Genomic DNA, 21,514 nt, shown 5'->3' with positions numbered 1-21,514 from the left:
TCAGTCATTTAGAAAGCAACTTTATTGCTTCTGCATAAAAAAATTACTGGGGATCCCTCAGCCCACAGGGAGAGGGAGAAAACCCCACCGGGCAAAAAACTACGATGCCGCAATAAACAGATCCCGCAGCTGATGCAGCTGATCGCGGATTTGCGCAGCCTCTTCGAACTCCAGATTCTGCGCGTGCTGCATCATCTGCCCTTCCAGCTCGTGGATCTTTTGCTGCAACGCTTTCGGGGTCAGCGCGACGGTATCCTCTTCCACCACTGAACGGGCCTTGCCGCGCCCTTTCGCTTTGGTCTTCGCAATGTTCTGACCCAGCGCCAGGATATCCACCACTTTCTTGTTCAGCCCCTGCGGCGTGATGCCGTGCTCTTCGTTATAGCGCTGCTGCTTCTCGCGACGACGTTCCGTTTCGCCAATCGCTTTGGCCATCGACGGGGTGATTTTATCCCCGTACAGAATCGCCTTCCCGTTGACGTTACGCGCGGCACGGCCAATGGTCTGGATCAGCGAGCGCTCGGAACGCAGGAAGCCCTCTTTGTCCGCGTCCAGAATCGCCACCAGCGACACTTCCGGCATATCCAGACCTTCGCGCAGAAGGTTGATACCCACCAGCACGTCGAACTCGCCCAGGCGCAGGTCGCGGATGATCTCCATACGCTCCACGGTATCAATATCCGAGTGCAGATACCGCACCTTCTCGCCGTGTTCTTCCAGATACTCCGTCAAATCCTCCGCCATACGTTTGGTGAGCGTGGTCACAAGCACGCGCTCGTTGATGGCAGAGCGGGCACGTATTTCCGAGAGCAGATCGTCCACCTGCGTCGCCACCGGACGCACCTCGATAATCGGATCCAGCAGCCCGGTCGGACGCACAACCTGGTCCACCACGTCATCACCGGATTTCTCCAGCTCGTAGTTGCCCGGCGTCGCCGATACGTAGATGGTCTGCGGAGCAAGCGCCTCAAATTCTTCAAACTTCATCGGACGGTTGTCCAGCGCTGACGGCAGTCGGAATCCGTACTCCACCAGCGTCTCTTTACGCGCGCGGTCACCGCGGTACATCCCGCCGATCTGGGGGATCGTAACGTGGGATTCGTCGATCACCAGCAGGCCGTCCGCCGGAAGGTAGTCAAACAGCGTCGGCGGCGCTTCGCCCGGTCCGCGCCCGGAGAGGTAGCGTGAGTAGTTTTCAATGCCGGAGCAGTAGCCCAGCTCGTTCATCATCTCCAGATCGAACTGGGTACGCTGGCTCAGGCGCTGCTCTTCCAGCAGCTTGTTGTTCGCCAGCAGCACCTTGCGGCGGTCTGCCAGCTCAATTTTAATCTCTTCCATCGCCTGTACGATACGCTCGCGTGGCGTCACGTAGTGCGTTTTTGGGTAGATGGTGAAGCGCTGGATCACAGACTCCACATGACCGGTCAGCGGATCGAACAGCGACAGGCGTTCAACCTCTTCATCGAACAGCTCCACGCGCAGCGCCATGTCGTCCGATTCCGCCGGGAAGATATCAATCACCTCACCACGTACGCGGAAGGTCCCGCGCTGGAACGCCTGATCGTTACGGGTGTACTGCAGCTCCGCCAGACGGCGCAAAATCGCCCGCTGATCGATGATCATCCCCTGCGTCAGGTGCAGCATCATCTTGAGATAGAGATCCGGATCGCCCAGGCCGTAAATCGCCGACACCGAGGCCACCACCACCACATCACGACGCTCCAGCAGCGCCTTGGTCGCCGACAAACGCATCTGCTCGATATGTTCGTTCACCGAGGCATCTTTCTCGATAAACGTGTCGGAGCTGGGAACGTAGGCTTCCGGCTGGTAGTAGTCGTAGTAGGAGACGAAATACTCCACCGCGTTTTCCGGGAAGAACTCTTTCATCTCACCATACAGCTGCGCCGCCAGCGTTTTGTTCGGCGCAAGAACCATCGTAGGACGCTGGAGATCGGCAATGACGTTGGCAATAGTGAAGGTTTTACCCGAACCGGTTACCCCCAGCAGGGTCTGGTGCGCCAGCCCGTCTTCCAGCCCCTCTTCCAGGCGACGAATGGCCTCGGGCTGATCCCCGGAAGGACGGAAAGCAGAATTCAATTTGAACGGTTTACTCATGGGCGACGACCTGATGACAGAATAAGCGGCAGGTGAGTAATTTTACTCGTTGTGGCCAGGATTGCCAGTAAAAAACACTGGATGGAAAACCAGTAGCGTGTCAGGATATTTAGCGTAGCGCAGAGAGGATTAGTGCGTTCGCGAGCTAAATTTCAACTGTGACAATATAAAACACCAGCCTCAGGGGGTTATCCCCAGAACTATTACTTTTTTAACATTTGTCAAGGGCGGTTATGAAAGTTTTATGGCAACAGGTGTCGCTGGCGCTGAGGGAATTGCTTTTATCTAATTCGTTAAAAAATATAGACTATTTCCTAAAGCCGCGTTTCGCATCAATTTGGGCGTAACCCGCGTATTCTCTCGCTTATCGCGTGTTTTCTAACTCTAATGCACAAGGTTATCCACAGGAATAGTGGATAACTGCCTCCAGCCCGTACAGCATGCACTCCAGCAAATTCCCGGTTTTTCCCACGAAGCGGCAGTAAAAAATTTTTATCACTCTTTTTTGCCTGGAAAACGTTCATTTTTTCATAAGTAACCGGCGAGATCTTAATCACAATTCCGTCATTTTCCCTGCACCACGATTCGACACGCACGGCACCGGGAGCGTGCAATTCGAACAAACGTTAAGCTTTTAGCAGAGGGTTATTCCTAAAAATGGCTCTTTTTTAATCATTATTTTGTTTCTGGCAGGCGTTTTGCAGATATCAGCCTGAGCATTACCCCACACATTTTTAAGGAGAGAAAGATGTTGAGTCTGCGTGCTGTAAATCAGTTTTACGGAAGCCAACATACGCTATGGAACGTGAATATCGATTTCCCGCAAGGCATCTGTACGGGCATTGTTGGCCTGCCTGGCATGGGTAAATCCACGCTCATGAACTGCATTACCGGAAAGGTGCCCGTTGAGAGCGGCACCATCATCTGGCATGAGGCTGGCGCGCCGCCGCGTAATTTGCTCAGCCCTGCGTCAGCATTAACGGCGCCGCCAACGATAGGCTACGTCCCGCAGGATCGGCGGATATTTTCCCAACTGACCGTCGATGAAAATCTGCATATCGCTATGCGGGCGACGGGGAAATCCGACCCGACATCAAAAAATGATGTGTACGCCCTGTTTCCGGAGCTCTATCCGCTGCGACAGAGCCGTGCCTCTGCGCTGTCCCCCGACGACCAGTATCAGCTTGCCCTCGCCAGTGCGCTGGTTAATCGCCCGCGCGTGTTGATTCTGGATGAGCCCATGTATGGCGCAGGGCAAGGCTTCGCCCGCAGGCTGGGTCAACTGCTGGTACGGTTGAATCGGGAGCTGGGAATGACGGTGCTGTTAGCGGAGCAACAGCTGTCGTTTATCCGCCGGGTAGCGGATCGTTTCTGCATGCTTTATCGCGGGCGTAACGTGGCGCAGGGCCACGTTAACGAGCTGGATGACGATCTTATTGCGCACTGGATGGCGCGGGACATAAGGCGCTGAGGTCAAGATAGCGTCCGGTTTCCGCCTGCTCTGCGCCGTCGGCAAGCCACGGGATCTCACCGAGAAACGGCGCAGGCAGCACCCGCTTCAGCGTCGCCAGATACTCAGCATGACGTTTACCCGGCGCAACCACGTCATTGGCAATCCACCCTGCCAGACGCAACCCGGCCTGCTGCACGGCCTGAGCGGTCAGCATGGCGTGATTGATACAGCCAAGCTTCACCCCCACCACCAGAATGACCGGAAGCTGCTCGGCCTGCACCCAGTCAGCAAATGTCTGCTCGTCGGACAGCGGGGTAAACCAGCCGCCAGCCCCCTCCACCAGCACCCAGTCGGCCTGCGTTTCCAGGTTGCGTAATCCGGAAGAGAGCACCGAAAAATCAATCGGACGATCTTCATCGGCGCTGACGATGTGCGGCGAGGTGGGTTCAGCAAAGGTATAGGGGTTCACCGCAGAATAGGCCAGCACAAGGCTGCTGTTACGCTGTAGCGCCAGCGCATCAGTATTGCGTAAGCCTTCCGGCGTCATCTCGCTGCCGGAGGCTACGGGCTTATACCCGGCCGTTGTTTTCCCCAGCTGACGCGCCGCCTGCAACAGCGCGGCGCTGGCAACCGTTTTACCGACTTCGGTGTCCGTACCGGTAACAAAATAACGTTCAGTCACGTTCAATAATCCCATGAAAAAGATGATAAGAGAGCGGGAACCGGTCCCGTTCCTGCGGCCAGGCCAGCTCCAGACGCTGGAGCTGGCCGCGGGTAAGGGGTTTCTTCTCCCGACCGGCGTGCAGGTGCGTCGCGCCTATCCCCTTAAGAGAGCGCATGGCGCTTAACGCATCGCTAAATTCGAGGGTGACGGTCTGGACCTCACTGCGATAGCGCCAGCCTGCCAGCGCCTGAGTGACCTGTTCGTGCGAGAGAAACCGGTTGGCGTGCGGCTGCGCATCCACCGCCCTCCACGCCTGATTCAGCTCCGGCAACGAACTTTCCAGCAGGGTGGTAAAGGCCACCGCTCCGCCGGGCCGTGCCACGCGGTAAAGCTCGCGTAGCGCCTGCGACAGGCTGGTGCACCACTGCACCGCCAGATGGCTCCAGACGAGGTCAAACAGCTCATCCTCCAGCGGGATGGCCTCGATATCGGCCACCAGATAACGGTCTGCTGACTGCTGCTGGCGGGCTTCATCCAGCATCTGCGCGGATAAATCCAGCGCCGTGACGTGGCTGCCCGTTGCGCGCCAGTAGCGGCTATTGCCGCCTGGCCCGCAGCCCGCGTCGAGCACCTGCGCAAAACGCCCGTCACCGAGCGCGGCCAGCAGCCCGCGCGCGCTCAGGCGTTGCAGCTCATCGTGCTGTGAATAGCTTTGCGCTGCCCGGCCAAACGCGGCGGCAACGGCCTGTTTATTGACGGGAGACATACAGTGCCTCCAGAAGCGTATCGATATCCTGCGGCTCGTGCGCTGCCGTAAGCGTCAGACGCAAGCGCGCGGTGCCTGGCGGCACGGTGGGTGGGCGGATCGCCGTGACCCACTGCCCGCGTTCTCGTAGCGCCTGTGCCAGCATCAGTGCCCGATGGTTTTCACCCACAATCACGGGCTGAATGGCGCTGTGCGAGTCGGTAAGCCGGTAAGGCAGTTCGCTTACCCCCCGGTGAAAACGCTGAATATGGTCGGCCAGGCGAGCCCGGCGTTCAGCGCCGTCTTCGCCGCGGATCACCGCAAGCGACGCAGAGAGTGCCACGGCCTGCGCCGGGGGCATGCTGGTGCTGTAGATCAGGTGCCGGGCGAACTGCACCAGGTAGTCGGCCACCGGCTCGCTGCACAACACCGCGGCACCGCTGACGCCGAAGCCTTTGCCGAAGGTGACCACCAGCAGTTCCGGCCTGACGCCCTGCTGATAAGCGCTTCCGCGCCCCTCCTCGCCGATGACGCCAATGCCGTGGGCATCGTCGACCAGCAGCCATGCGTTTTGCTGTTTTGCGGCGTCGTGCAACGCGGCCAGGGGGGCGCTGTCTCCGTCCATGCTAAATACCCCTTCCGTCACCGCCAGCTGAAGCCCTGAACAGGGTTTACCCAGCAGGACGTTCAGCTGAGAGGCATCGTTATGGGCAAAACGCCGCAGCTGTGCCGGGCTGAGACTGGCGGCTTCAAGCAGGGAGGCGTGGCTCAGGCGGTCCGCGATGATGCGGTCGTCTTTGCCCATCAGGGCGGCAATCACCGCCTGATTCGCGGCAAAACCGGAGATAAACAACAGCGCCCGCGGGTAGCCCAGGAAGTCGGCCAGCTCTTCCTCCAGCGCCTGATGCGCCGTGGTGTAGCCGCTGACGTGCCCGGAGCCACCGCTGCCCACGCCGTAACGATCCGCGCCCTGCTGCCAGGCACGAACGATTTGCGGGTGCTGGCTCAGGCCCAGATAATCGTTGCTGGAGAAATTACAGAACCGCTCTCCTTCCCGGGTGAGAAAACGGCCTGCACCGTTTTCCACTACCCTGCGTACCCGAAATGCATCCGCCGCCCGCCGCTCGTCGAGCGCGGTCCTGATACGTGCCTGCCAGGTCATACGGCTGCCGCGTTGTAGAACTGGTCAGTGTCGGCGTTGAAAATCTGCTGCTCCAGCTGCTGCTGTTGCTCGTTATCCCCCGCCTGTACCCCGGTCTGGTGTGGGTTCAGCCCCAGCTTGCGGAACAGCTGAACGTCTTTGTCCTCTTCCGGGTTTGGTGTGGTCAGCAGTTTGCAACCGTAGAAGATGGAGTTGGCCCCGGCCATAAAGCACATCGCCTGGGTCTGCTCGCTCATCTGCTCGCGACCGGCAGAGAGGCGAACGTAAGAGGTTGGCATCATGATGCGCGCCACCGCGATGGTGCGGATGAAATCGAAGGCATCCACGTCCTCATTATCCGCCAGCGGCGTGCCTTTTACCTTCACCAGCATGTTGATGGGCACGCTTTCCGGAGGGGTCGGCAGGTTCGCCAGCTGTAACAGCAGGCCGGCACGATCTTTTACCGTTTCGCCCAGTCCCACGATCCCGCCGGAACAGACCTTGATCCCCGCATCACGCACTTTATCCAGCGTGTCCAGACGCTCCTGATAGGTGCGCGTGGTGATGATGTTGCCGTAGAATTCCGGCGAGGTATCGAGGTTGTGATTGTAGTAATCCAGTCCTGCCGCCGAGAGGCGCTGCGCCTGCTCCTCGTTCAGCGTACCCAGGGTCATGCAGGCTTCAAGCCCCATCTCCTTCACCCCCTTCACCATCTGCTCCAGATAGGGCATGTCGCGCTCATGGGGGTTTTTCCACGCCGCGCCCATGCAGAAGCGGGTTGAGCCAGCGTTTTTGGCCTTGCGCGCTGAGTCGAGCACCTGCTCGACTTCCATCAGGCGCTCGGATTCGAGACCGGTTTTATAGCGCGCGCTTTGCGGGCAATATTTGCAGTCTTCCGGGCAAGCCCCGGTTTTGATCGACAGCAGCGTGCTGACCTGAACATGACGCGGATCGAAGTGCTGGCGGTGCACCTGTTGCGCCTCAAACATCAGCTCCAGGAAAGGTTTGTTGAATAATTCAGTGACTTGCGACATCGTCCAGCGTGCGTGGTGAGCCATCGGGCTTCTCCAAAGGGTTTTGTTAATTGTCGGTTCGGTTTATACTTGTAAACCTAAAACTTTTCAAAATGGTTTACAAGTCGATTATGACCCAGGACGATCTCGCCTTCGACAAGCAGCATATCTGGCACCCTTACACCTCCACGACCCGCCCCCTTCCCGTCTATCCGGTAGCCTCTGCCCACGGCTGCGAGCTGCATCTCGCCAGCGGCGAGCGGCTTGTTGACGGGATGTCCTCCTGGTGGGCGGCGATCCATGGCTACAACCACCCGCGTCTGAACGCGGCGATGAAAGCGCAGATTGACCAGATGTCACACGTGATGTTTGGCGGGATCACGCATCAGCCCGCGGTGGATTTATGCCGTCGCCTGGTAGCGATGACGCCTGAATCGCTGGAGTGTGTTTTCCTGGCTGATTCCGGCTCGGTGGCCGTGGAAGTGGCGATGAAAATGGCGTTGCAGTACTGGCATGCGAAGGGCGAAACGCGCCAGCGGTTCCTCACCTTCCGCAACGGCTATCACGGCGACACCTTCGGGGCGATGTCGGTGTGCGATCCGGACAACTCCATGCACAGCCTGTGGAAAGGCTACCTGCCGGAAAACCTGTTTGCGCCAGCCCCGCAGAGCCGCTTCGACGGCGAATGGGACGAGATGGACATGGTGGGCTTCGCGCGTTTGATGGCGGCCCATCGCCACGAGATTGCCGCCGTTATTCTCGAACCGATTGTGCAGGGCGCGGGCGGAATGCGGATGTATCACCCCGAGTGGCTGAAGCGCATTCGGAAGATGTGCGACCGCGAAGGAATTTTGCTGATTGCCGATGAGATCGCCACCGGCTTTGGCCGTACCGGGAAGCTGTTTGCCTGCGAGCATGCAGGGATCGCGCCGGATATTCTGTGCCTGGGGAAAGCGCTCACCGGCGGCACCATGACGCTCTCCGCCACGCTCACCACCCGCCAGGTTGCCGACACCATCAGCGACGGCGACGCGGGCTGCTTTATGCACGGCCCGACGTTTATGGGCAACCCGCTGGCCTGCGCAGTGGCAAGCGAAAGCCTCGCCATTCTGGAGAGCGGCGAGTGGCAGACGCAGGTGGCGGCGATTGAGGCACAGCTGAAGCAGCAGCTAAGCGCAGCGGTGGAGGCGGAATACGTCGCGGACGTCCGCGTGCTGGGTGCCATCGGGGTGATCGAGACAACGCATCCGGTGAACATGGCCGCGTTGCAGCGCTTCTTCGTTGACCAGGGCGTTTGGGTGCGACCTTTCGGTAAGCTGATTTACCTCATGCCGCCGTACAGCATTTCTCCGGATCAGCTCCACAAGCTGACCGGGGCAGTGGTTAAAGCCGTTAACATATCAGCGCATTTCACGATTTAACCCCATGCGTTACACTTTCTGAATGAGTGAGTAACGAGGGAAATAGGATGAAAATCATCAGTAAAGATTTGCGCGACGGCGAAAAGCTGCCGGAACGTCACGTGTTTAACGGGATGGGTTATCAGGGAGATAATATCTCTCCCCATCTGGCGTGGGACGATGTACCAGCGGGAACCAAAAGTTTTGTCGTGACTTGCTACGATCCAGATGCGCCAACCGGCTCGGGCTGGTGGCACTGGATCGTGGCAAACCTGCCCGCCGACACCCGCGTGCTGCCGCAGGGTTCCGGTTCCGATCTGGTTGCCCTGCCCGACGGTGCGATTCAGACCCGCACGGACTTTGGCAAAGCGGGCTACGGCGGCGCGGCGCCGCCAAAAGGGGAAACGCACCGCTATATCTTCACGGTGCACGCGCTGGATGTGGACAAGATTGAGGTTGACGAAGGGGCGAGCGGGGCAATGGTAGGCTTTAACGTCCATTTCCATTCGCTGGGCAGCGCGTCGATTACGGCGATGTATTCGTAATCGTGCGGGCTGATGCCCTCACCCCGGCCCTCTCCCACAGGGAGAGGGAGAAAACCTAACAATCCCCTCTCCCACAGGGAGAGGGTTAGGGTGAGGGTAAAAATCACAGCACGGAAGGTAGCAGTCCTGCAAGGGTTTCTTCTTCCAGAAGCTGTATCGCCTTATCAATATCCGGCGCAAAGAAGCGGTCCTCATCGTAGTGCGTAACGTGCTCGCGCAGCGTATGACGCGCCTGCTCCAGCAGCGGGCTGGATTTTAGCCCTTCGCGTAAATCAATACCCTGACACGCCGCCAGCCATTCCACCGCCAGCACGCCGCGGGTGTTGGAGGCCATCTCCCACAGTCGACGCCCGGCAGCCGGGGCCATCGAAACGTGATCTTCCTGATTTGCTGACGTTGGCAGGCTGTCCACGCTGTGCGGATGCGACAGGGCTTTGTTTTCGCTTGCCAGTGCTGCGGCGGTGACCTGGGCGATCATAAAGCCCGAGTTCACGCCGCCGTTGCGCACCAGGAACGGCGGCAGCTGGGACATGTGTTTATCCATCATTAGTGCGATTCGACGCTCGGACAATGCTCCGATTTCGGCCATCGCCAGCGCGATATTATCTGCGGCCATCGCCACCGGCTCGGCGTGGAAGTTGCCGCCGGAGACCACCTCGTTTTCCTGAGCAAACACCAGTGGGTTGTCGGACACCGCATTGGCCTCCACCAGCAGCACTTCTGCCGCCTGGCGAAGCTGTGTCAGGCATGCGCCCATCACCTGCGGCTGGCAGCGCAGAGAATACGGATCCTGCACCTTCTCGCAGTTGTGATGCGAATCGGCAATGTCGCTGGTATCGGTAAGTACGTGGCGGTACATGGCTGCGGCATCAATCTGACCGCGCTGGCCGCGCACCTCGTGGATGCGGGCATCGAACGGACGACGCGAGCCGAGCACCGCTTCAATGGTCAGCGCACCACACACCACCGCGGAGGCGAACAGATCTTCTGCTTCAAACAGGCCGCGCAGCGCAAAGGCCGTCGACGCCTGCGTGCCGTTGAGCAGCGCCAGCCCTTCTTTTGCCGCGAGGGTGATCGGCGCTAAGCCGGCTTTTTTCAGCGCCTCTTTCGCAGGCAGCCACTCCCCTTGCCAGCGCGCCTTGCCTTCACCCAGCAGGAGCAGTGACATATGCGCCAGCGGCGCCAGATCGCCGGAAGCTCCAACGGAGCCTTTTGCCGGTATCCACGGATAAACTTCCGCATTCACCAGCGCCATCAGCGCCTGGATCACGCTCAGACGAATGCCGGAAAACCCACGCGCCAGGCTGTTGATTTTCAACACCATCATCAGGCGGACGATCTCATCGTCCAGCGGCTGGCCAACCCCCGCCGCGTGCGACAACACCAGCGAACGTTGTAAATTCTCCAGATCGTGCGTGGCAATGCGGGTCTGTGCCAGCAGGCCAAACCCGGTATTGATGCCGTAGGCGGTGCGCCCCTCCGCTACAATCGCCTCCACGCAGGCCACGCTGTCATTAATGGCACGGTGGGCGCTTTCATCAAGGGCGAGTGTCACCGGCTGACGCCAGACGTGACGCAGCTGTTTGAGCGACAAAGAGCCGGGAGTAAGTGTTAACACGTTCATGCAGGCTTTCCTTGTGTGGCGGGGATCATCGGCAGGTTCAGGCCCTGCTCTTTGGCACAATCAATGGCAATCTCGTAACCCGCATCCGCGTGGCGCATCACGCCGGTTGCCGGGTCGTTATGCAGCACGCGAGCAATACGTGCCGCCGCTTCGTCGGTACCGTCACAGACGATGACCATCCCGGAGTGCTGGGAGAAGCCCATCCCGACGCCGCCGCCGTGGTGCAGCGACACCCAGGTTGCGCCACTGGCGGTGTTCAGCAGGGCATTCAGCAGCGGCCAGTCGGAGACCGCATCCGAGCCGTCGCGCATGGCTTCGGTTTCACGGTTCGGACTGGCGACAGAGCCGGAGTCCAGGTGGTCGCGGCCAATGACGATCGGCGCGGAGACTTCGCCGCTGCGCACCATTTCGTTAAAGGCGAGGCCGAGTTTTTGCCGCCACTCCAGCCCGACCCAGCAGATACGCGCCGGTAAGCCCTGGAAATTAATGCGCTCGCGCGCCATGTCCAGCCAGCGGTGCAGATGTTCGTCGTCGGCGACAATCTCTTTTACTCTGGCGTCGGTTTTGTAGATATCCTCCGGGTCGCCGGAGAGGGCAACCCAGCGGAACGGCCCGATGCCGCGGCAGAACAGCGGACGAATATAGGCGGGCACGAAGCCGGGGAAGTCAAAGGCGTTATTCACCCCCATCTCTTTCGCCATCTGGCGGATGTTATTCCCGTAATCAAAGGTCGGAATACCCATCTTACTGAAGGCCAGCATCGCGGAGACGTGTTCCGCCATGGCGCGTTTAGCCGCCAGTACCGTGCCCTCAGGATCGGTTTCCGCTTTTTGCTGGTAATCTTCCCACGTCCAGCCTTTTGGCAGGTAACCATGAAGCGGATCGTGAGCGCTGGTCTGGTCGGTGACCAGATCCGGACGCACGCCGCGCGCCACCAGTTCCGGCAGAATATCCGCCGCGTTGCCGCACAGGGCAACCGACACGGCTTTGCCTTCAGCGGTGTACTTTTTGATGCGCGCCAGCGCGTCATCGAGGTTGTCGGCCTGTTCATCGACATAGCGGGTACGCAGACGGAAATCGATGCGGCTCTGCTGGCACTCAATGTTCAGGGAGCACGCGCCGGCCAGCGTCGCGGCCAGCGGCTGCGCGCCGCCCATGCCGCCCAGTCCGGCGGTGAGCACCCAGCGGCCTTTCAGTGAGCCGTTATAGTGCTGTCGGCCCGCTTCCACGAAGGTTTCATAGGTGCCCTGCACAATCCCCTGGCTGCCGATGTAGATCCAGCTACCCGCGGTCATCTGGCCGTACATGGCCAGCCCTTTTGCGTCCAGCTCGTTGAAGTGTTCCCACGTCGCCCAGTGCGGCACCAGGTTGGAGTTGGCAATCAGCACACGGGGCGCATTTTTATGGGTTTTGAATACGCCAACCGGCTTGCCGGATTGCACCAGCAGCGTTTCGTCGTTTTCGAGATTCGTCAAAGACTCGACAATCGCGTCATAGCACGCCCAGTTGCGCGCGGCGCGGCCAATGCCGCCGTAGACCACCAGCTCATGGGGATTCTCTGCTACCTCAGGATCAAGGTTGTTCATCAACATGCGCAGCGGTGCTTCGGTGAGCCAGCTTTTTGCGGTGAGCGTGGTGCCGCGCGCGGCGCGGACATCCTGCTTGCGGTATTTATCTGACGACATTGTGTGTTCCTCATAAGGGACAGGTGATGCATTTAGATATACTTGTATAGACAAGCACACACAAGGTCGGATTTAACAAAAAAGATACAATTTTGCTATATTGCGTTAGCGATCACGCTTATAAAACTTATGACATAAAGTGGCCCTGCAACCAGTAACGATTCCCCGGGAACAGCAGCTTCGCATGCGACACGATCTGCGAGGATGACCAGGTACGACGGCGGATCAGCAGGCAGGGATCGTGCTCTTTAATACGCAACAACTCGCACTCCTGAGGCGTGGCGCGCACGGCCTCCACGATATGCTCCCCTTCCGTCAGCGGGGCGACGAGCGAGAGATACGCATGCGGTGTGGTTTGGGTGTAATCCTGGTTCAGGTAGTCCGGGATCCGCTCCGCGTTGACGCAGCGATCTTCAATCTGGACCGGAATATCGTTCTCATAATGCACCATCACCGAATGGAAGATCCGGGTGCCCTCATTAACGTTCAGCTCAATGGCCTGTTCGGCGCTGGCCTGCGTCTCTTCAAGCACCAGCACTTCGCAGTGGTGCTGATGGTTGCGGGCGGCAATTTCATCGGCAATGCTGCGGATTTCAAACAGCGCCGACTGTCCTTTTGGCTCGGCGACAAAGGTTCCGACACCCTGCAAACGCACCAGCAACCCTTCATCGGTCAGTTCCCGCAGCGCCCGGTTAATGGTCATTCGACTAAAGCCAAACTGCGCGACCAGTTCAGCTTCGGAGGGAATACGGTCGTGTGGACGCCAGACGCCGGCAGCAATTTTTTCGCTGATCGCCTTTTTCACCTTCTCATAAAAAGGTGCGGGTGGGCTGGAGGGTTGCTGCGGTGAGCGTGAAAACATGCTGACTCCTGTAATGTGGTTATGCCCACCAGTGAGCAATTTGCCAGGCCAGTCGGGCGGCAAGCTTCGCCCCCTGACCGTCCCGGTCGTAGTGCGGATTATATTCCACCAGATCCGCCGCCTGTAGTTTACCGCTTCGGCAGATACGCTCAATCACCGGGAACAGATCCAGCGCCGGGATCCCCAACGCCGCAGGGGCGGATACGGCGGGCATTTCTGCGGCGGGCAGCACATCGAGGTCAATGGTGAGATAAACCCGGTCTGCCTGCGCAAGCACGCTATCCAGCGCGGATAGCGCATCCCGGCGAAAATCGAGATCTTCAACCAGCATCACGTTCAACCGTTCAGCTTCCTCCCACAGCGCCTGGGTATTCGCCGCACGGCTTACCCCCAGGCAGGCGTAGTGAAACGACCGCGACTGCGACGCGCAGTAGTGCGCCAGCTGGCGGAACGGCGTGCCGGACGTAGCCCGTTCAGCCTTACGCAAATCGAGGTGCGCATCCAGGTTGATCACCGCAATGCGATCGTTCGGAAAGGCATCCAGCACGCCGCGCCCGTGCGCCCAGGCGGTTTCATGTCCACCGCCGAAAACCAGAGTACGCATCCCGGATTGCTGGCACGCGGTAATGGCCTCGCTCAGCGCCTGCTGTGCCGCCTCCAGCGCATTGCCTTCAACAAAAATGGAGCCCATATCCACGAGGCGCGCATGCCCCTGATGGCTCGCCATATTCGCCAGCGCGCCGCGCAGCACATCGGGAGCCTGTGCAGCACCGGGCCTGCCCTGGTTACGCTTAACCCCTTCATCACATTCAAAGCCCAGCAGGGCGATGCCTGACGGCGCGGGAGAAAAGTGTTCGCGCTGCTTTATGGTCTGGAAGAGACGTTTCGCGGTGCTGGATTCGGCGCTGTCGTCACGACCCTGCCAGACCTGCGGGGAAACGGGATGCCACAATTTCATGCTACCTGCCCCCGAAACACGCGTTGATATAAAGGATTCCGCCCCGGCTCGTAAACCATCTCAACCGGATGATTCGCCTCCCAGACGACGAAATCAGCCACATAACCGGGCTTTAACTGCCCGTGCGTCGCGCCACGACCTAGCGCCTGCGCCGCATGCCGCGTCACGCCAGCCCAGGCCTCTTCCGGCGTGAGGCCAAACTGGACGCAGGCCATGTTCATTGCCAGATGCAGGCTGGCAAACGGGCTGGTGCCCGGGTTGTAGTCGGTAGCCACCGCCATCGGCACGCCCTGCTCTCTGAGCTGCGCCACCGGTGGACGCTGGCGCTCCTGAAGAAAATAGAACGCGCCGGGGAGCAATACCGCCACCGTGCCGCTTTGCGCCATCGCCTGAATACCTGCATCATCGAGATACTCAATATGATCGGCCGACAGCCCTTTATACTGGCTGACCAGCGCCGCGCCGCCCAGATTCGACAGTTGCTCTACATGCCCTTTTACCGGGATCCCGAGCGCGGCGGCGGCCCGGAACAGGCGCTCGGTTTGCACCGGGGTAAAGCCGACGTTTTCACAAAACACGTCCACCGCTTCAAATAACTCTTTTTGCCACAGCGTAGGCATGATCTGCTCACAGACCAGCGTGAGATAGGCATCCGGATCCTGTCGGTACTCGGCAGGAACGGCGTGCGCGGCCAGCAGCGTCGGGCTGATATCGACCAGATTGTTCAGGCTGAGCTGGCGGGCAACCAGCAGCATTTTCTCTTCGGCCTGGACGTTCAGTCCGTATCCCGATTTGATTTCAATGGTCGTTACGCCTTCATTCATCAGCCGCTGGAGCCGCTGCTGCGCCACCGTCAGGAGCATTTCCGGCGAACTGTTGCGGGTCGCCGTGACCGTGGCGTTAATACCGCCGCCCTGCGCGCTAATGGTCTGATACGACACGCCGTTAAGCCGTTGCTCCCATTCCGCTGCGCGATCGCCGCCGAACACCAGATGGGTGTGGCAATCGATCAGGCCGGGAGTAACCAGACGCCCGTCGAGATCGACACACTGACGATGCCCGGAGGGGATCTCGGCTTCAGGAATAACGGCCGCAATCGTCTGGCCGCGCACGACGAGGGCATGTTGTTCTTTCAGGCCGTAGGGTTCCGGCTCACCTGTCGCCAGGGTCGCCAGTCGCGCATTTCGCCATATCACATCATCGGGATGAAGCTGCTGCATGTGCCTTCCGCTTGTCATGGGTTGTATAGACATTTATTTTCATCTGTCACCTGCTGTCAACCGCCTTGCAGGAAAATGTTATTTATTTGTGATGACTTTCCCGTCGCCTGCGGGCAAAAATGCAACTTTTCCCGTTTTTATCTTCCCGTTTCGCTCAACTTAGTATAAAAAAGCAGGCTATTTCGTCTATTCAGATAAGACTTGCATACCCAGGAGCATTACCTTGAATATTTCCAGGATTTCCCGTCTGGCGTTGGCACTCGCCTTTGGCGTGACTTTATCCGCTTGCAGTTCAACACCACCGGATCAGCAACCTTCTGAGCAGGTTGCTCCGGGCACCGCTTCCCGTCCGATCCTGTCAGCGGCTGAAGCGAAGAACTTCACCCGTGCCCACTATTTCTCGGCGATGGATCCCAATGCAGCCCCATGGACGCCTTCTTCTATTAACCTGCCGAAACAGCCAGACTTCGTTGTCGGCCCGGCCGGAGCAGAGGGCGTTACGCACACCTCAATTCAGGCAGCTGTTGATGCCGCAATCACCAAACACAGCGCATCTCGTCAGTACATTGCCATCCTGCCGGGTGAATACGAAGGAACCGTTTATGTTCCGGCGGCACCGGGAAGCATTACGCTTTACGGACTTGGCGAAAAAGCGGTCGACGTGAAAATTGGCCTGGCGATTGATTCAGAGATCGACAGCACCACCTGGCGCCATCTGGTGAACCCGGCCGGTAAATACATGCCAGGTAAACCGGCGTGGTATATGTTTGATAACTGCCAGCGCAAACGTGCCGCCACCATTGGCGTGATGTGCTCGGCGGTATTCTGGTCACAGAACAACGGCCTGCAATTGCAGAACCTGACCATTCAGAACACCCTGGGCGACAGCGTTGACGCAGGTAATCACCAGGCCGTGGCGCTGCGTAGCGATGGCGACAAGGTACAGATTAACAACGTCAATATCCTGGGCCGCCAGAATACCTTCTTCGTGACCAACAGCGGCGTGCAGAATACCCTTCAGAACAATCGTCTGACGCGTACTCTGGTCACCAACAGCTACATTGAAGGCGACGTGGATATGGTCTCCGGTCGCGGCGCGGTGGTATTTGATAACACCGACTTCCGCGTGGTGAATTCACGTACGCAGCAGGAAGGTTACGTCTTTGCCCCGGCCACGCAGTCCAACCTGTTCTATGGCTTCCTGGCCGTGAATAGCCGCTTTACTGCTGCTGGCGATGGCGTGGCGCAGCTTGGCCGCTCTCTGGACGTGGACTCCGCCACTAACGGCCAGGTCGTGATCCGCGACAGCGTGATTAACGAAGGCTTTAACATGGCGAAACCGTGGGCGGATGCGGCGATCTCGAAACGTCCTTTCTCCGGCAACATCGGCACGGTGGATGATAAAGACAACGTGCAGCGTAACCTGAACGACGCTAACTTTAACCGCATGTGGGAATACAACAACCGCGGTCTGGGTAGCAAGGTGGTTGCTGAACCGAAGCAGTAAAATGCCTGCTGCCGGGTGGCGGCTACGCCTTACCCGGCCTACCTCATGCATTAACCACGCATAAAAAAACCTCGCATGTGCGAGGTTTTTTTTCGTCTACGGATCAGTGAGCGTTAATTACAACCCACATCGGCCCTTGTCCGACCGCATAGCGTCCTTTCTCTTCCAGTAGACCCTGCACGCCTTTGATTTCATAGAGCGCGATGTGGTGGGATTTCTGCCCCGCAGCAATCAGGTATTTGCCGCTGTGATCGACATTAAAGCCGCGCGGCTGGGTTTCTGTCGGCTGGAAGCCCTCAACTGCCAGAACGCTGCCGTCTTCTGAGACGCTGAAGACGGTGATCAGACTGGAGGTACGGTCACAGGCATACAGGTGGCGGCCATCCGGCGTGATGTGAATGTCTGCCGCCCAGCGTGTGTCGGAGAAATCAGCTGGCATCATGTCCAGCGTCTGTACGCACTCGATCTGCCCGTTAGGATCGTTCAGCTCCCAGACATCTACCGAGCTGTTCAGCTCGTTAACGACATAGGCATACTGCTGATTCGGGTGGAAGACCATATGGCGCGGGCCTGCGCCTTCCACGGTGGTGACTTCCGCCGGGCTCTGCGCGACCAGATGACCGTCATCGCTCAGGGTAAACAGGCAGATGCGATCCTGCTTCAGCGCTGGCACCCACAGCGTGCGGTTATCCGGCGAAATGTTGGCGGAGTGGCAACCCTCAAGCCCTTCTACCACGTCGACGGTTTCAACGGGAATACCGTCTTCCAGGCGGGTGACGCTCACGCAGCCTGCATTGTAGGAGCCGCTGAAGATAAAGTTGCCTTTATGGTCGGTAGAAATATGGGTCGGGCTGCCCGGCAGCGGCGCTTCTGCGGTATAGGTCAGCGCGCCGTCATCCGGGGAGATGCGGTATGCGAGTACGCGGAATTCCGGGCGTACCCCGACATAAAGAAAACGTTTATCCGGGCTGACGACCATCGGCTGCACCTGGCCTGGCACATCAACAACCTGAACCAGCGTAAGCGAACCTTCTGTATTCAAACGCCAGACATGGATCTGCTGACTTTCAGGACTGGCGGTATAAACGGTTTGTTTCATGAATACTCCTGATTATTTTTAACGGTGAATGCTGAATTGTAGTCCGGGATTTTGCAGGGTTCCGCTCTCGGTGTACCATCCCGACAGACCTTAAATTCAACATTAACCCGGAAGAAAAAATGACCTCGCGAGTGATTGCCCTGGATTTAGACGGAACACTGCTTACCCCTCAGAAAACCCTGCTCCCCTCTTCTCTTGAGGCCCTCAAACGAGCCCGGGAAGCGGGGTATCAACTTCTCATCGTAACGGGTCGACATCACGTAGCCATTCATCCTTTTTATCAGGCACTGGGCTTAGATACACCTGCAATTTGTTGTAATGGCACTTATTTGTATGATTATCAGGCAAAAAAAGTTTTAACCTCTGATCCGCTTCCCGTTCCGCAGGCGCTGCAATTGATTGATTTACTGGATGAGCACGCGATTCATGGCCTGATGTATGTGGATAACGCCATGCTGTATGAACGCCCTACCGGCCATGTGATCCGCACCAGCAACTGGGCCCTGTCTCTGCCGGAAGCGCAGCGTCCGGTGTTCACTCAGGTTTCCTCCCTGCGCCAGGCGGCGGAAGACGTCCAGGCAATCTGGAAATTTGCCCTGACCGATGAAGACACCGCCAAACTGAACACCTTCGCAAAACATGTCGAGCATACGCTGGGTCTGGAATGTGAATGGTCCTGGCACGATCAGGTGGATATCGCCCGTAAAGGCAACAGCAAAGGAAAGCGTTTGACCCAGTTCGTTGAGTCACAGGGCTGGTCAATGCAGGACGTGATTGCCTTCGGCGATAACTATAACGACATCAGCATGCTGGAAGCGGCCGGAACGGGCGTGGCGATGGGCAACGCCGATGATGCGGTGAAAGCGCGTGCTAACGTGGTGATTGGCGATAACACCACTGACAGCATCGCGCAGTATATTTATACCCACCTGCTGTAATCAGGCGGTGATAGAGACGCTCTTGATTTGCGCGTAAAGCCACAGGCCAGGCTTGATGCCTAACTCATCCCTGGCCCACGGGCTGATGCGCGCCCACAGCGTTCTGTTGCCCACTTCCAGTTGCACTTCTACCTGGCCGTTATCATCAAAACACTGCGCCACTTTTGCGCGCAAAATATTGCGGATACTGGTTTGCAGCGGCGGTTGCAGCACCAGGGAGACATCCGACGCCTGAATGCGGATCCGTAACGTGGACTGAATCGGCGTATCGATTTTATTCACCCACAAATGCTGGTCACCCAGCGCCAGCGCGGTCATCGCATAATGTGGATGGTGCTCCAGCACGCTCACCTTCAGAATGCTGCTCTGCTGCTCCTTTGGCAGCCACGGATGCATAACGCTGCTGCCCCATACCTCTTCCAGATTGCCGAATGCCTTCACCCTGCCCGCCTCCAGCACCAGCACTTTGTCGGCCAGATGTAAGATCTCATCCAGCGAATGGCTGACGTACAGCATAGGCACGTTGATTTCCCGCGCCAGACGTTGCAGATACGGCAGCAACTCGCGCTTGCGCGGAATATCCAGCGAGGCCAGCGGCTCATCCAGCAGCAACAATTCCGGCGCGGTTAACAGGGCGCGGCCAATTGCCACGCGCTGTTTTTCACCACCCGACAGCGAAGACGGGAGACGATCGAGCAGCGGTTCGATGCCCAGCAGCGCCACCAGCTTATCGAACTGTCCGGCCATGCTTTTTGCCATGCCATAGCGCAGATTTCCGCGCACGCTGTAGTGCGGAAACAGGCGCGCATCCTGAAACACATAGCCGATGCGGCGCTTATCCGGTGACAGGCAGACCTTCTTCTCCGCGTCGTTTAAGACGCGGTTATTTAACACAATTCTGCCAGACTGGGGACGCGTCAGGCCGCTAATCGCATTAATCAGCGACGTTTTCCCTGCCCCGGAAACGCCAAAAATGGCGGTGATACCGCTGGCAGGCAGCGTTTCGTTAAGCGTCAGAGTGTGGCTGCCCAGGGTTTGCGTAAAGTTGAGTTCCAGCATCACGGTTTCCCCATCCGTTCACGGCTGAGGCGCGCCAGCCATTCAGACACCAGCAGCGAGACCAGGGCGAGTACAATCGAAATAATACACAGCCGGGCCGCCGCACCTTCGCCACCCGGGGTTTGAATCAGGGTATACATGGCCGACGGGATGGTCCGCGTCTCGCCGGGAATGTTGGACACAAAGGTGATGGTCGCGCCGAACTCACCCAGTGAGCGGGCGAAGGCTAACACCGTACCGACGATAATGCCCGGTAAGGTGAGCGGAAGCGTAATGGTCAGGAATACCCGCCAGCGGCCTGCGCCCAGCGTGCGGGCGGCCTGCTCTAGCCGGATATCCACCCCTTCCAGCGCCAGGCGGATAGCGCGCACCATTAGCGGGAAGGACATTACTGCCGCGGCCAGAACCGCGCCGCGCCAGCTGAAAGCAAAGGTCAGGCCGAACCAGTCGTACAGCCATTCGCCGATAAAACCGCGTCGCCCCATGGAGATCAGCAGCAGATAGCCGACCACCACAGGCGGTAACACGAGCGGAAGATGGAGAACACTGTCGAGCAGGGCTTTGCCTGGAAACTTCACGCGAACCAGTAACCAGGCAAAGAACACCCCAAAGGGCAAACTCAGCGCAACCGCCAGGGAAGAGACTTTCAGGCTCAGCAGCACGGCCTGCCATTCAGGTTCGGTTAATATCATTCGTGAGTCGTAAATCCGTAACGTTTAAAGATAGCGGACGCTTCAGGCCCCTTCAGGTAGTCAACGAAGGCCGTCACGGTCGCATTTTTATGTCCATCAACTATCGCAACAGGATATTCTACTTTCTTATGCGAGTCTTCCGGGAAGGTACCGACCACCTTCACACCTTTACTGGCGACGGCATCGGAGCCGTAAACGATCCCGAGTGGCGCTTCGTTACGCTCCACCAGCGCCAGCGCGCCGCGCACATCTTCTGCGGGAGCCAGCTTCGGCGATAAGGTCTCCCATGCGCCCAGTTTTTGCAGCGCTTCTTTCGCATAAATCCCGGCAGGGACATGCTCCGGATCGCCCACCGCCAGACGGCCACCGTTGAGCAGACGGGTCCAGTCCGTCTGTTTGTTGATGGCGATGTCGCCCTGCTTGCTGTTTGCGGGCGCGACCACCACCAGGCTATTTCCCAGCAGCGTTTCGCGGCTAGCCGTATCAACAGATTTTTTCTCCACCGCGTAGTCCATCCATTTCTGATCGGCAGAGATGAACAGATCAGCCGGTGCCCCCGCTTCGATCTGGCGGGCCAGCGTGGACGAGGAGGCAAACGACGAGACCACCTCGACGTTTTTCTCTTTTTTGTATACCGCAGCAATATCCTGCATCGCGTTAGTCAGCGACGCCGCCGCAAAGACCGTGATTTTTCCTTCATCCGCCAGCGCGTGGCCGGTGAGTGAGAGAGTCAGCGTTGCCCCTGCGAAAAGGCGTACCCATGAACGTGCCATTTGAAGCTCCTGTGCGTATCG

General features: G+C 58.5%; 19 protein-coding genes. 5 read left to right on the top strand and 14 right to left on the bottom strand.

Annotated features, from left to right (window positions below):
- Window positions 1-99: 99 nt before the first annotated feature.
- Window positions 100-2,115: an excinuclease ABC subunit UvrB gene (gene uvrB / locus ACOT1A_RS14885; protein ID WP_003858519.1), complete on the bottom strand. Its 2,016-nt coding sequence runs from the start codon at window positions 2,113-2,115 to the stop codon at window positions 100-102.
- A 748-nt stretch (window positions 2,116-2,863) separates the two neighbouring features.
- On the opposite strand from uvrB, the gene ACOT1A_RS14880 reads away from it, so the two are divergent.
- Window positions 2,864-3,586, top strand: coding sequence for an ABC transporter ATP-binding protein (locus tag ACOT1A_RS14880; RefSeq protein WP_023305730.1), 723 nt, complete (start codon window positions 2,864-2,866; stop codon window positions 3,584-3,586).
- On the opposite strand, the gene bioD is transcribed toward ACOT1A_RS14880, so the two are convergent.
- Genes bioD through bioB form a run of 4 tightly spaced genes read right to left on the bottom strand, consistent with a single transcriptional unit; the run spans window position 3,549 to window position 7,176 of the window.
- Entirely contained in the window at window positions 3,549-4,250 is a 702-nt protein-coding gene (gene bioD, locus ACOT1A_RS14875; protein WP_074132799.1) for a dethiobiotin synthase, read from the bottom strand. The genes ACOT1A_RS14880 and bioD overlap by 38 nt on opposite strands.
- Complete coding sequence (gene bioC, locus ACOT1A_RS14870) at window positions 4,243-4,998, bottom strand: malonyl-ACP O-methyltransferase BioC (RefSeq protein ID WP_276170402.1); 756 nt, start codon at window positions 4,996-4,998, stop codon at window positions 4,243-4,245. Before bioC ends, bioD begins: the two co-directional genes overlap by 8 nt.
- Window positions 4,982-6,139: an 8-amino-7-oxononanoate synthase gene (bioF, locus tag ACOT1A_RS14865; protein WP_276170403.1), complete on the bottom strand. Its 1,158-nt coding sequence runs from the start codon at window positions 6,137-6,139 to the stop codon at window positions 4,982-4,984. Before bioF ends, bioC begins: the two co-directional genes overlap by 17 nt.
- Window positions 6,136-7,176, bottom strand: coding sequence for a biotin synthase BioB (gene bioB, locus ACOT1A_RS14860; protein WP_038415709.1), 1,041 nt, complete (start codon window positions 7,174-7,176; stop codon window positions 6,136-6,138). Before bioB ends, bioF begins: the two co-directional genes overlap by 4 nt.
- An 86-nt stretch (window positions 7,177-7,262) precedes the next feature.
- Between bioB and bioA the strand changes: the two genes are divergently transcribed.
- A complete protein-coding gene (bioA, locus tag ACOT1A_RS14855; RefSeq protein ID WP_032677216.1) occupies window positions 7,263-8,552 on the top strand; it encodes an adenosylmethionine--8-amino-7-oxononanoate transaminase in 1,290 nt (429 codons plus the stop codon).
- A gap of 47 nt (window positions 8,553-8,599) precedes the next feature.
- Complete coding sequence (locus ACOT1A_RS14850) at window positions 8,600-9,076, top strand: kinase inhibitor (RefSeq protein ID WP_003858531.1); 477 nt, start codon at window positions 8,600-8,602, stop codon at window positions 9,074-9,076.
- 103 nt (window positions 9,077-9,179) lie between these two features.
- On the opposite strand, the gene hutH is transcribed toward ACOT1A_RS14850, so the two are convergent.
- From hutH to hutI, 5 genes are all read right to left on the bottom strand, one after another.
- A complete protein-coding gene (gene hutH, locus ACOT1A_RS14845; protein ID WP_276170404.1) occupies window positions 9,180-10,700 on the bottom strand; it encodes a histidine ammonia-lyase in 1,521 nt (506 codons plus the stop codon).
- Window positions 10,697-12,385, bottom strand: coding sequence for a urocanate hydratase (hutU, locus tag ACOT1A_RS14840; RefSeq protein WP_003858533.1), 1,689 nt, complete (start codon window positions 12,383-12,385; stop codon window positions 10,697-10,699). The genes hutH and hutU overlap by 4 nt, the downstream gene beginning before the upstream one ends.
- 127 nt (window positions 12,386-12,512) lie before the next feature.
- Window positions 12,513-13,247: a histidine utilization repressor gene (locus tag ACOT1A_RS14835; protein WP_276170405.1), complete on the bottom strand. Its 735-nt coding sequence runs from the start codon at window positions 13,245-13,247 to the stop codon at window positions 12,513-12,515.
- 19 nt (window positions 13,248-13,266) lie between these two features.
- Complete coding sequence (gene hutG / locus ACOT1A_RS14830; protein ID WP_276170406.1) at window positions 13,267-14,205, bottom strand: formimidoylglutamase; 939 nt, start codon at window positions 14,203-14,205, stop codon at window positions 13,267-13,269.
- Window positions 14,202-15,425: an imidazolonepropionase gene (gene hutI / locus ACOT1A_RS14825; protein ID WP_276170407.1), complete on the bottom strand. Its 1,224-nt coding sequence runs from the start codon at window positions 15,423-15,425 to the stop codon at window positions 14,202-14,204. Before hutI ends, hutG begins: the two co-directional genes overlap by 4 nt.
- 223 nt (window positions 15,426-15,648) lie before the next feature.
- On the opposite strand from hutI, the gene ACOT1A_RS14820 reads away from it, so the two are divergent.
- Window positions 15,649-16,932 carry a putative acyl-CoA thioester hydrolase gene (locus ACOT1A_RS14820; protein ID WP_048966835.1) on the top strand — a complete coding sequence of 428 codons (1,284 nt, stop codon included), beginning with the start codon at window positions 15,649-15,651 and terminating at the stop codon, window positions 16,930-16,932.
- Between the two features lie 103 nt (window positions 16,933-17,035).
- Here ACOT1A_RS14820 and pgl read toward each other — a convergent pair whose 3' ends face one another.
- On the bottom strand, window positions 17,036-18,031 hold the full coding sequence (pgl, locus tag ACOT1A_RS14815; RefSeq protein WP_023305719.1) for a 6-phosphogluconolactonase: 996 nt from the start codon (window positions 18,029-18,031) through the stop codon (window positions 17,036-17,038).
- A gap of 119 nt (window positions 18,032-18,150) precedes the next feature.
- Here pgl and ACOT1A_RS14810 point away from each other — a divergent pair, with 119 nt between their 5' ends.
- Window positions 18,151-18,969, top strand: coding sequence for a pyridoxal phosphatase (locus tag ACOT1A_RS14810; RefSeq protein ID WP_022647486.1), 819 nt, complete (start codon window positions 18,151-18,153; stop codon window positions 18,967-18,969).
- Here ACOT1A_RS14810 and modC read toward each other — a convergent pair whose 3' ends face one another.
- From modC to modA, 3 genes are read right to left on the bottom strand one after another with little or no spacing between them, the layout of a single operon-like run.
- Window positions 18,970-20,028 carry a molybdenum ABC transporter ATP-binding protein ModC gene (gene modC / locus ACOT1A_RS14805; RefSeq protein WP_017384950.1) on the bottom strand — a complete coding sequence of 353 codons (1,059 nt, stop codon included), beginning with the start codon at window positions 20,026-20,028 and terminating at the stop codon, window positions 18,970-18,972. It abuts the gene before it with no gap.
- The gene (modB, locus tag ACOT1A_RS14800; protein ID WP_006809548.1) at window positions 20,028-20,720 is read right to left on the bottom strand and encodes a molybdate ABC transporter permease subunit; all 693 of its coding nucleotides are present in this window, start codon (window positions 20,718-20,720) and stop codon (window positions 20,028-20,030) included. The genes modC and modB overlap by 1 nt, the downstream gene beginning before the upstream one ends.
- Window positions 20,717-21,493, bottom strand: coding sequence for a molybdate ABC transporter substrate-binding protein (gene modA, locus ACOT1A_RS14795; RefSeq protein ID WP_023299624.1), 777 nt, complete (start codon window positions 21,491-21,493; stop codon window positions 20,717-20,719). Before modA ends, modB begins: the two co-directional genes overlap by 4 nt.
- Between the last annotated feature and the right edge of the window lie 21 nt (window positions 21,494-21,514).

Source organism: Enterobacter cloacae complex sp. SYL003, assembly GCF_049236925.1.
GTDB lineage: Bacteria > Pseudomonadota > Gammaproteobacteria > Enterobacterales > Enterobacteriaceae > Enterobacter > Enterobacter intestinihominis.
This window is presented reverse-complemented; position numbering and strand designations above follow the sequence as displayed.

What these genes read in the sequence shown, in the direction of transcription:
- uvrB (WP_003858519.1), bottom strand. Translation starts at nt 2,115, where the DNA reads ATGAGTAAACCGTTCAAATTGAATTCTGCTTTCCGTCCTTCCGGGGAT.
- ACOT1A_RS14880 (WP_023305730.1), top strand. Translation starts at nt 2,864, where the DNA reads ATGTTGAGTCTGCGTGCTGTAAATCAGTTTTACGGAAGCCAACATACG.
- bioC (WP_276170402.1), bottom strand. Translation starts at nt 4,998, where the DNA reads ATGTCTCCCGTCAATAAACAGGCCGTTGCCGCCGCGTTTGGCCGGGCA.
- bioF (WP_276170403.1), bottom strand. Translation starts at nt 6,139, where the DNA reads ATGACCTGGCAGGCACGTATCAGGACCGCGCTCGACGAGCGGCGGGCG.
- bioB (WP_038415709.1), bottom strand. Translation starts at nt 7,176, where the DNA reads ATGGCTCACCACGCACGCTGGACGATGTCGCAAGTCACTGAATTATTC.
- bioA (WP_032677216.1), top strand. Translation starts at nt 7,263, where the DNA reads ATGACCCAGGACGATCTCGCCTTCGACAAGCAGCATATCTGGCACCCT.
- ACOT1A_RS14850 (WP_003858531.1), top strand. Translation starts at nt 8,600, where the DNA reads ATGAAAATCATCAGTAAAGATTTGCGCGACGGCGAAAAGCTGCCGGAA.
- hutH (WP_276170404.1), bottom strand. Translation starts at nt 10,700, where the DNA reads ATGAACGTGTTAACACTTACTCCCGGCTCTTTGTCGCTCAAACAGCTG.
- hutU (WP_003858533.1), bottom strand. Translation starts at nt 12,385, where the DNA reads ATGTCGTCAGATAAATACCGCAAGCAGGATGTCCGCGCCGCGCGCGGC.
- ACOT1A_RS14835 (WP_276170405.1), bottom strand. Translation starts at nt 13,247, where the DNA reads ATGTTTTCACGCTCACCGCAGCAACCCTCCAGCCCACCCGCACCTTTT.
- hutG (WP_276170406.1), bottom strand. Translation starts at nt 14,205, where the DNA reads ATGAAATTGTGGCATCCCGTTTCCCCGCAGGTCTGGCAGGGTCGTGAC.
- hutI (WP_276170407.1), bottom strand. Translation starts at nt 15,425, where the DNA reads ATGCAGCAGCTTCATCCCGATGATGTGATATGGCGAAATGCGCGACTG.
- pgl (WP_023305719.1), bottom strand. Translation starts at nt 18,031, where the DNA reads ATGAAACAAACCGTTTATACCGCCAGTCCTGAAAGTCAGCAGATCCAT.
- ACOT1A_RS14810 (WP_022647486.1), top strand. Translation starts at nt 18,151, where the DNA reads ATGACCTCGCGAGTGATTGCCCTGGATTTAGACGGAACACTGCTTACC.
- modC (WP_017384950.1), bottom strand. Translation starts at nt 20,028, where the DNA reads ATGCTGGAACTCAACTTTACGCAAACCCTGGGCAGCCACACTCTGACG.
- modB (WP_006809548.1), bottom strand. Translation starts at nt 20,720, where the DNA reads ATGATATTAACCGAACCTGAATGGCAGGCCGTGCTGCTGAGCCTGAAA.
- modA (WP_023299624.1), bottom strand. Translation starts at nt 21,493, where the DNA reads ATGGCACGTTCATGGGTACGCCTTTTCGCAGGGGCAACGCTGACTCTC.